The organism is Oleiphilus sp. HI0123 (assembly GCF_001635315.1).
The window spans coordinates 1-10005 of the sequence record NZ_LWGE01001453.1 but is presented as its reverse complement, the minus strand read 5'-3'; the positions used below and the strand labels follow the sequence as shown (position 1 = coordinate 10005).

The window sequence follows — 10005 nt, the reverse complement described above, 5'->3', positions numbered from 1 at the left end:
TTATATGCCGGCCGAATTGCTTAGGAAGTACGGCAAAAATGACCGGCTATGGATTTGGCAATATGTGTTTCCTAGTGCCAAATTATCGCTCGACCCCAAGTCGAAAGCAGTGCGCAGGCACCATTTACACGAGTCGACCTTGCAGAAGTCGGTCAGGTACTGCGCTCGAAAGCTCGGGATTGCAAAGCGTGTTACCTGTCATACCTTTCGTCACAGTTTTGCCACGCATCATTTGGAACGCGGGATGGATATTAGAATGCTGCAAGAACTATTGGGGCATGCCGACGTTGCCACGACGATGATTTATACCCACACAGCTAATTTCTCTAAGGGCAAGACTTCTAGTCCGTTGGACTTTCTTTAGTGCTAACCTGCAAAGAACTAATCCTAACCTGGTCTCCCTGTATCACCTCTAAGCCGAAAGCCCCGCAGTGAGAACAAGCATCGTATAGGTGCTTGATTTCACTTTGTTTCTGGCAGCTTCCGCATAGGCCAATACCTGAAGGGCGGGATAGGATTAACTTCGCCTTGTCTGCAATGGAGCCTTTCATCACGGCGTCAAAACAAAACTGCATCGCTTCTGCCTCGACATGGCTTAGTTGACCGACCTCTAAATAAACGGCTTCAACCAAGTTGAAGTGCTCGGCTTCGGCTTGTTCTTCAATGAGTTCACGCATACTTTCCGCAAGTGATAGCTCATGCATGCTCGCTAATCCACTTGGTAGTGAACGCGAGGGCTTTATCTAAATTGCCTTGGGCGCGCGGGCTCAGTGTCTCGTCAAAGGCATCAAATTCGTAGCCGCGAATTGCCAGAATAAAGGCTTCGGGTTTTGTCTCATATAAGGTATGGCACAATTGCAGAACCGACTCAGGTTGAAGCTGATGGCTGCCCAGGCTTTGTTGATCATTAGCGCTGGCTTCATTAAACGAAAAGGGTGGGGAAGAGTCTAAACTCGCGTCTACAAATACCACCGTGTCGTACTGTGTAATGTCGTAAGCGTCTTCGACGGTGAGTTGGTAGTTTGAAGAAAGGCTTACTTTATCAGCAAGTATTGAGTCATCTTCGAGTGCTTTAATAAGCGCCGGGCCGAGGCCATCATCTTGTCTGCCAGGGTTGCCGTAGCCAATGAAGAGTATCTTCTTACTCATTTAATTTTGGCCATCTACAAACTGGCTGTTACTGTCGATCAGTTTATTTTCATGATCAAACAGCTCCACCTTGAGCGGCATTTGGCCGAGCGCATGGGTTGCACAAGATAAACACGGGTCATAAGCGCGAACGGCCACTTCGATATGATTGAGCATGCCTTCCGATATTTTGTTCTTGCCTGAAATATATTTTCGGGCGACATCGGTCACTGCTTTGTTCATGGCGGTATTGTTATGGGTTGTCGAGACAATCAAGTTGCAGTAGGTGACTTGGTCATTCTCATTGACTTTGTAATGGTGGAATAAAGAGCCTCTCGGCGCTTCGATTACGGCTATCCCTTCTTCACGACGATCGCCGGTTAGTTTGAGATCCGTACCCATAATATCCGGGTCAAGAAGTAGTTCTTTGATCTTTTCGACACAGTGAAGGACTTCTATCATTCGTGCCCAGTGATAGGCCAAAGACATATGAGCAGGCTTATGTTGGGAGAACTCTTTGAATTCTTCATGACGAGCATTGGCCAAGGGGGTGTCGATAAAGCTGACTGTATTCATGCGAGCCAGTGGGCCGACCCGATACCAACCGTCAACATTGCCCCGGCTCTTGATAAAGGGGAACTTCATGTACGACCAGGGTTTTACTTCTTCTTTGATAAAATCATCGAAGTGCCGGTAATCCATTTGGTCAAAGATCAAATTGCCATTGGCGTCAATTGCGCGAAGCTGACCATCGTATAAATCTAAAGCGCCATCATCACGAACCAGTGACATATGACTAGACTTAAAGTTGGCGAAGCTTTCTACCAGCCCTAGGTGCTCAAGTGTATAGTTGCGTGTAATATCGACCGCTTCTTGTGACCACTCGATCATCTGGTCGATATCTTGTAATAGCTTGTCTCGTTCTTGAACGGAAAGACTCTTACTGATGCCGCCCGGAATGGCTGTGTTGCCATGAATTTTTTTACCTGCGGTGTACTGAATAACTTCTTGTCCGTACTTGCGCATTAATACGCCTTTCTTGGCCAGGTCAGGAAAGGCTTTAATGACTTCAAAGATATTGCGTTTTTTTGCGGGCGCAGAAAAACCAAAGAGCAGGTCAGGTGAACTGAGATGGAAGAAGTGGAGTACGTTGCTCTGCATGATCTGGCCGTAGTGCATCAGGCGGCGCATTTTTTCGGCGGTGGGCGTGAGTTGGTCAACACCGACAATCATATCCATAGCTTTTGCGGCTGCTAAGTGGTGACTTACCGGGCAGATGCCACACAAGCGCTGAACGATGACAGGCACTTCCCAAAGTAATCGGCCCTGGATAAAGCGCTCAAAGCCTCTGAACTCGACAATATGTAAGCGCGCTTCAGACACCTGGTTTTGTTCATCGAGGTGAATCGTCACTTTGCCGTGACCCTCGACTCGCGTTAGGGGTTCTATTTCTACGATCCGAGCTTTTGTTTTTTTCATCTTTTCAGCCCTTGAATTAGTCAAACTTGATCAGTGAATAATCAAGCGAAGGTGGCTCGCCTTTGATCAAGGCTGTTAAAGCACTCCATAGCGCATCGCCAGAAGGTGGACAACCTGGAATCTGGTAGTCAACTTTGACCACATCGACGCAGGTGTAAACCTTGTCGAGCAGCAAAGGTAGAGCTGGGTCATTTGGTATCTGGTTTTCTGGGTTGAGTACCTTGGGCGTGGTATAGGCTTCGTCCAGGCATTCTCTTAGCGGATCATCGGAATGCATAATGGCATTTCGCATGACCGGCAAACCGCCCATGATGGCGCATTGCCCAACGGCAACAAGTATGTCGCAGTTCTCTCTGAATTCACGAAGCACATGGACGTTATCTTCATTACAGCAGCCGCCTTCAATGAGGCCAATGTCGCAACGGCGTGTGAACTTTTTGACATCGTTTAAAGGGCTGCGATCAAACTCGGCCAGTTCCATTAGTTCGATTATTCTTTCATCAATATCCAGCAACGACATATGACAGCCAAAGCAACCTGCCAGAGAGGTGGTGGCAATACGCTTCTTTCTCATTTTGTACTGTCCTCTTTGCCGGTTTCAGGCTGGTATTGTCGTACTTCGATATCTGAGCCAATTATATGGCTGTCGTATTGACGCTCGCCAACGGGGGCGAAAAAGCCATCGTTCTTTCGAATAATACAGCCAACCGGACAAACCTCTAATGACATGGCGTAGTCGTTAATATCGGCATTGGTATCAGCAAGGCAGTCGCCATTCACACCAATACGTTTATGGATACCGCGACCCACGTATTCAAAGACATGCTTGTCGTCAACGTCTCGTGAGGCTCGAATACAACGACCACAGAGTATGCAACGGTTGTTATCTAATGCGATATCCGGGTGCGAAGCATCAACCGGGCGAGAAGGCTGTAAGTATGGGAAGTCTGATGCCTGAGACAAACCAAGGCGATAGGCGGTTGCTTGTAGTTCGCAGCGTCCACTAGCTTCGCAGATAGGACAGAGATGATTGCCTTCATGAAATAACATTCTGACCAAATCTTTGCGATAGCCTGTTACTTCCTGGCTTTCATTTTCAATAATTGCACCGTCTTCGATGGGTTGTGTGCAGGCGGCAACGACCCGGCCATTCATTTTGACAGAGCAAACTCGGCAGCTACCTTGGGGAACAAGGCCTTCAGAATCGCATAGCCGAGGAATGTAGATACCTTGTGCCTCACAGGCAGACATTATCGACTGTCCCTCATGGGCTTCGACTTTCTTGCCGTCGATGGTAAAGCTAAGTCGCTTTTCTTCTTGGCTCATCATTTTTGCTCCCTGTCGTCATGGTCGTATCGCGGGTCAAAAATAATCGATCGTCGTTTAGCGATAATACGCGATTCGTTCAATGCACCTTGAATATCAAAGCCTGCCTGACGACCATCCGGGTGGTCTTTTAGCAAAGCGGAGTACACCAAAGGGAAGTTTTCAATTGTCGATAAAATAGGTTTAGGGGACGTATGCCCAAGCCCGCAGCGACTGGTTTGAATAATGGTATTGCCGAGGCTTTGCAAAGACTCCAGATCCTTGCTCTCGCCCTGGCCGAGCATGATTTTCTCAAGCCCTTTCTTTAAAAACACATTACCGACTCTGCATGGGGTGCAGTAGCCACAGCTTTCTTCAATAAAGAAGTGCATAAAGTAATTGACGATATCGAGAATATTACGTTGCGCCGAGAAAATCATGATAGCCCCTGCTGTAGGTAAATCCTCAAAACATAAGCGCCGGTTAAAGTCGATACGCGCAATCATTTCGCCACTGGCACCACCTACCTGGACAGCTTCTGCATCAATAGCACCAGCTAAGTCGAGTGCATCGGAGACGCTAATACCATGCTCAACTTCATAGATGCCAGGGCGCTCGCAGTCGCCGCAAATACTGAGCAGCTTGCTACCTTTGCTGTGCTCGGTGCCAAGAGACTGAAACCACTCAGCACCTTTGTCCAGAATATGAGGCACGTTGCAGAAGGTTTCGACGTTGTTCACCACTGTTGGATAACCCAAGTAGCCTTTCTGCGCAGGGAAAGGTGGTTTGTTTTTGGGTTCTCCGCGTTGTCCTTCGCATGAGCTGATCAGAGAGCTTTCTTCGCCGCAAATATAGGCACCTGCACCAAGTTGGATGCGGATATCGAAGGAAAAGCGTGTTCCGGTTGACTCGTCAATAAGCATGTCTTGGCCGAGCAGGGCTTCTCGACGTCGTTCTTCCAATACGCTATTTAGGTAGGGCAGCAGGTAACGATATTCAGCGCGCAAATAGAGAATGCCATGCTCACTACCAATTGCGTAGGCGGCGATAGTCATACCCTCTATTAAGAGGTGAGCGCGCTCTGTTAGCAATACTCTATCTTTAAAGGTGCCGGGCTCGCCTTCGTCGGCATTACAAATGACATAACGTTTTTCAGCCGGTGTTTGGGCTGCAAATTGCCATTTGCGCGCGATTTGAAAACCCGCGCCGCCGCGACCTCTTAGATCGGAGCGGAGTAACTCATCAATAATCTCGTCGGGGTTTTTTGAGAGGCATTTAGCCAAAGCTTGCGCTAAAGGAGGCTCACTTAGTAATACCGGGCCAGATTGCTGAATATTGTTATTTACCATGCTCCGTACTAGTGAGTGGCTGTTATTTCCATCGCCTGTTTTACCGCCGAATACCGATAAACACGTGTCATGAATTCGGGTGGATAGTGCTCTCCAGTTATCGGATTCAGATGCTTTGAGTGTACGTTTTAGTGCGTTAACTAAACGTTTCACTTTGCTTGGTGTTAACGAGGTGACGACGTGCTCGTTAATCAGGGCGGCAGGGGCTTGGTCACTCATGCCTATGCAGGGCGTGAGGTGGAGTGAAAACTTCCCATCCAGAGTCGTGTTGCCAACAGGGATCCCTAATGCCAACTCAAAGGCCTGCAGAATTTCCGCGCTCCCCTTATGCTGGTCGATTATATCTTCACTCAGGTGAATGATGATTTTTCCTTGAGGGCTAGTTTTGAAAAAACTATAGAAACTCGCGACCCCTTCAACAACGACTCGGTGACTGTTGGTTTTTTCTGCGACTAACTTCATTGAGTCGCCACTGATCCAACCTAAGGTGTTTTGTATCGCCCAAAGGATATCAATCATTCGCTTGGGATTGTTATCAAAGCCTTGGCAGATTTCAGAAATACGAAGCTGGTTTTCCATAAGCAGACTACTGAGTTGTTATTTTCTTGGTACAGCCATGAAGTTAAATAGTGTAGTTCTTATTAAGTATTCCTTGCTAGCCTTGCTGAGTAAATAGCTGATCTTGATCCAGGTTAATTCTTCGGAAAAAAGCTATGAAGAAAGTTTTGTATGTTATGTCGAGATTTATCAGCGGGAATGATAAGCTGATCAAAAAATAACATCTTTTTAGCGAAATGAGCGATGGTTACTTTCAAAAACTTTGGTTGCTCGATACGATATGTTCATATAGCAACATTTATGAGTATTTTAGGGCAAGGTAAGAAAGCCTTTTTTCACTGACTCAAAATATTCATTGATAATAAAAACAAAATGAAAGGTTAACTATGGGCGCTTTAAATATAGCCAAAATCGGGCACCGAAACTTACGTACTGAATATCAGACTTCGGGTGAGGTCTTTATCCCTATCGCGCGTGTTAAGCCGCTAGTTAAAATCCTCATGATGAATAAGGTAGATCTGAGGTCCTTGTTAAAAGATACAGGGCTTCAGTTTCAGGATTTATCCGAGACTGATCAGACGATAAATTTTCTTCAGTACAAGCAGCTGATTATTAATGCGAGGCGTTTGCTTCCTCATCATCCTTTTGCACTTTACTTGGGAGAGCAGAGTTTTCTGCATCATGATGGACTACTCGCGGCTCGAATTATGAGTAGTGAGAATGTTCAGCAAGCGATGGAACTTCTGACCAAGTATCAACCTTTATTTACACAGATACTGGGTTTCAAGTTTGAAATGCAAAAATCTGGATTGGGAGTGTTAACCCTGACGCCTAAACAAGACTTGGGTGACGCGCTACCTTATTTTATGGAATTCACCTGCTCTGTAATTTACTCCTTAGGGCGCTTTTTTATGGGGGGCGTTGAGCTGGATGACCATGATAAAGCGGGCCAGATACACTTTTCCTTCGATCAACCGAAGGTAATTGAGGCTTACGACGAGTTCTTTTCGGTGCCGGTATTTTTTAATCAGGATCAGAATCGAATTGTTTTGTCTGAAGCCTTGCTTAAGCAGCCTCTGGTTTTCTACAACAAAGATTCGGCCCAGTTAAATGAACAATGTTGTCAGGAGCGTTTGAGTGAAGTTTGCCCTGATAATACGGTTTTAGATCGCGTGAAATTCATTATTCGTAGAGATATTTTCCAAGAATTGTCTCTTGATACCTTAGCCTCTGAGCTTTGTATGTCTCCGCGTACCTTACGGCGTCATCTTCAGTCTCATGAAACATCATATAAAGAGCTATTAGAAGAGGAACGTAAGCGCGTTGCACTGGCTCATATTCGAAAACAGGATATATCCATTGAAACTTTGGCTGAAAGCTTGGGTTATAGTGATGCATCAAGTTTCAGCCGAGCTTTTAAACGCTGGTACGGTCTATCGCCGAAGAACTTTAAACCGAATTAGAATGCGTAGTCTTTTATTGCTCTTTGCTTGGTTCGCAACGGCTAGATGGTGGTTTGTAAACGGAGCCTTCCAAGGCTTGTTAGCAATTTAGCACGCCCTTGATTTATGAGGGGGCTCTGCCTAGCTTTTTTAAACTCGGCTTACTATAACTGCGGACACTTGACCTGACTCATTTACCTAGCCTGCGCTCTGTGTAATGGTTTCCTTAAACAATAAGAGGAGGCTATATGACCAAGCAATCCGTTTCCATTGCCATCGCTGGCTACGGCGGTACGGGTGTTATCACAACCGGACAGTTACTGCTCAAGGCTTGCGCCAAAGCAGGCTACTTCGGTTTGGCGCAACGCTCTTTCGGGCCGCAAATAAGGGGAGGGGAGTCTTTAAGCCTTCTTCGTTTTTCAAATCATCCTGTTCAATCCCCTGATGACTATTTCGACTTACTCGTCTTGCTTGATACTGACCATGTCACGCGTTTTAGTGCTGAAGTGCCATTGAACGAAAACAGTGTCGTTATCATAGGGAAAGATCAGGCTAAGACTCCAGAGTTTGTTAAAGACTCTGGTGCTCGCGTCGTCGAGCTTCCATTGGATACACTCGCAAGTGAGACCGCTGATGGCGGAGAGAATATTGTCGCTGCGGGCCTGTTAGCCAAATTCTTAGGTTTGGAGCAAGGCACGATACAGAAGGTATTGAGAGAGCACTTTGCCAAGAAAGAGGAGTTGCTGTCGCAGGCTGAAGACTGGTTAATTGCGGGTTGGAACCTGGCTGACCAATACCAGGAAGTGGCGCAAGTTCAATTGGCAGATAAGAGTGAAAAATCTCCTCAATGGTTGGTAAATGGTAGTGAGTCTTGTGGTCTCGGTGCGCTAAAGGCAGGTACGCGCTTTGTTGCAGCTTACCCCATTACACCAGCCTCGGGAATTCTTGAGTGGCTCGCGCCAAATTTGGAAAAGTTGGGCGGTAGTTTGGTTCAGGCTGAAGATGAGCTGGCTTCTATCAATATGATTATCGGATCGTCTTTTGGCGGTGTTTCGTCGCTTACCGCTACCTCTGGCCCTGGTTTAGCATTGATGGCTGAGTCTATAGGTTTGGCCGTTGCCAGTGAAACTCCTCTGGTAATTGTGAATGTGATGCGAGGAGGCCCTTCAACGGGTATTCCCACCAAATCAGAGCAGTCTGATCTAAATATGGCGCTACATGGTTTGCATGGCGATGCGCCGCATGTGGTGACTGCCATGTTATCGATTGCAGACAGTGCCTTTACCACGGGTTGGTCAGTGTGGTTGGCAGAACACCTGCAGGTGCCAGTGATTACCTTGTCTGACCAATCAATGGCCCAGTCAGATGCAAGCCTTCTGGAGCCGCAGCTTTGGCAAGAAAAGGGTGAACGCTTGATCGCAGCGCATTCAGATACGCCTTATCATCGTTACGCACTAACTGATAGCGGTATCTCACCTATGTCGATTCCTGGTGAAGAAGACATGATGTATACCGCAGACGGTTTGGAGCATAACCAACATGGCACGCCTTCTGCTGCCACAGAAATGCATCGCGAGCAGCTGCAGAAACGCGCCGAGAAGCTTCGTCAGTTTGACTACTCTGAATATTGGGCTGAGGTGTCAGGGCAGGGTGAAAGCGCCATAGTTTGTTGGGGGTCGGTCTCATCGGTAGCTAAAGAAGCGGCTGAAAGAATGACCGAGCAAGGTGAGGCATGCCGAGTCATTGCTTTACGTTTGATCGCGCCACTACAAACCGAGGCGCTGTTGCGCGAGCTAGAGGGTGCAGAAAGAGTACTTGTTGTCGAGCAGAGTCATGGTGCCCAGTTTATGGCTTGGTTAAGGGCGCATGTAGACTTTCCTTGTGCTCACCAAAGCTTGGCTATTCCGGGCCCTTTACCTATCCGGCCGAAGCATATTATCGGTGCCTTTAATCAATGGGAACAGAACGCTCTGGAGGTAGAACATGTCGCCAACTGCTGAGAATAAAAACATAGCAACAAGAAAAGCGAAGGATTATAAGTCTACGGTCAGCCCAATTTGGTGTGCCGGTTGTGGGCACTATTCAGTGTTAGCTGCTTTAACCCGTGCTTTGGCAAAACTCAACCTTGACCCGGAGAATGTTGCTATCATTTCGGGTATTGGCTGCTCGTCTCGTTTGCCTGCCTACACACATTTATTCGGTTTTCATGGTGTTCACGGTCGGGCGCTGCCCGTGGCGGGTGGTTTGAAGGTGGCACGTCCGGATTTGACTGTCATCGCGGTGGGAGGCGATGGTGATGGTTTTTCTATTGGTGGCAATCACTTTTTGCATGCCTGTCGACGGAATATCAATTTCACCTATATCGCCATGGATAATGAAGTCTACGGTATGACTAAAGGGCAGGCTTCACCTACGACGCCTTCGGATTGGGATCACAGTAAACTAACCCCTCATGGCACGGGTGTTCCTGCACTGCAGCCAGCGAGCCTTGCACTGGGTGCCGGGGCCGGATTTATCGCGCGTGGTTATTATGGTGATCCGAAGCAGCTAACGGATTTAATCGTTAAGGCTATTGAGCATGAAGGTTTCTCCTTCGTGCAGGCATTGAGCCAGTGTGTCACCTTTGTACCTGAGCAAAAGCATTGGAAGGAAATGGTCCATGAGTTTGGTCAGGAGCACACTCACGACCCAATTCAGACCGCGGCTGAAATTCAGAGGGATGATGGCTTCGGGCTTGGTATGAT

The 10005-nt window shown here is 47.4% G+C and carries 10 protein-coding genes; 4 read left to right on the top strand and 6 right to left on the bottom strand.

Annotated features, from left to right (window positions below; translation table 11 throughout):
* On the top strand, positions 1-364 hold a 364-nt coding region (locus A3761_RS25865), incomplete at its 5' end, for a tyrosine-type recombinase/integrase (protein ID WP_082870299.1).
* Here the strand turns inward: A3761_RS25865 and hypA are convergent.
* Genes hypA through A3761_RS18870 form a run of 6 tightly spaced genes read right to left on the bottom strand, consistent with a single transcriptional unit; the run spans position 342 to position 5840 of the window.
* Positions 342-704, bottom strand: coding sequence for a hydrogenase maturation nickel metallochaperone HypA (gene hypA, locus A3761_RS18895; RefSeq protein WP_068552590.1), 363 nt, complete (start codon positions 702-704; stop codon positions 342-344). The genes A3761_RS25865 and hypA overlap by 23 nt on opposite strands.
* A complete protein-coding gene (locus tag A3761_RS18890) occupies positions 697-1149 on the bottom strand; it encodes a hydrogenase maturation protease (protein ID WP_068552592.1) in 453 nt (150 codons plus the stop codon). Before A3761_RS18890 ends, hypA begins: the two co-directional genes overlap by 8 nt.
* Positions 1150-2607 carry a Ni/Fe hydrogenase subunit alpha gene (locus A3761_RS18885; RefSeq protein ID WP_068552594.1) on the bottom strand — a complete coding sequence of 486 codons (1458 nt, stop codon included), beginning with the start codon at positions 2605-2607 and terminating at the stop codon, positions 1150-1152.
* 16 nt (positions 2608-2623) lie between these two features.
* The gene (locus tag A3761_RS18880) at positions 2624-3181 is read right to left on the bottom strand and encodes an NADP oxidoreductase (protein WP_068552596.1); all 558 of its coding nucleotides are present in this window, start codon (positions 3179-3181) and stop codon (positions 2624-2626) included.
* Positions 3178-3936, bottom strand: a complete 759-nt coding sequence (locus tag A3761_RS18875; protein WP_197469734.1) for a 2Fe-2S iron-sulfur cluster-binding protein — start codon at positions 3934-3936, stop codon at positions 3178-3180. The genes A3761_RS18880 and A3761_RS18875 overlap by 4 nt, the downstream gene beginning before the upstream one ends.
* Entirely contained in the window at positions 3933-5840 is a 1908-nt protein-coding gene (locus tag A3761_RS18870; RefSeq protein WP_068552598.1) for an NAD(P)H-dependent oxidoreductase subunit E, read from the bottom strand. The genes A3761_RS18875 and A3761_RS18870 overlap by 4 nt, the downstream gene beginning before the upstream one ends.
* 365 nt (positions 5841-6205) lie before the next feature.
* Between A3761_RS18870 and A3761_RS18865 the strand changes: the two genes are divergently transcribed.
* The 3 genes from A3761_RS18865 to A3761_RS18855 form a co-directional block, all read left to right on the top strand.
* A complete protein-coding gene (locus tag A3761_RS18865; RefSeq protein ID WP_068552599.1) occupies positions 6206-7282 on the top strand; it encodes an AraC family transcriptional regulator in 1077 nt (358 codons plus the stop codon).
* Between the two features lie 227 nt (positions 7283-7509).
* On the top strand, positions 7510-9261 hold the full coding sequence (locus A3761_RS18860; protein ID WP_068552601.1) for a 2-oxoacid:acceptor oxidoreductase subunit alpha: 1752 nt from the start codon (positions 7510-7512) through the stop codon (positions 9259-9261).
* The coding region (locus A3761_RS18855) for a 2-oxoacid:ferredoxin oxidoreductase subunit beta (protein ID WP_156491953.1) at positions 9245-10005 on the top strand (761 nt) is incomplete at its 3' end. The genes A3761_RS18860 and A3761_RS18855, both read left to right, overlap by 17 nt.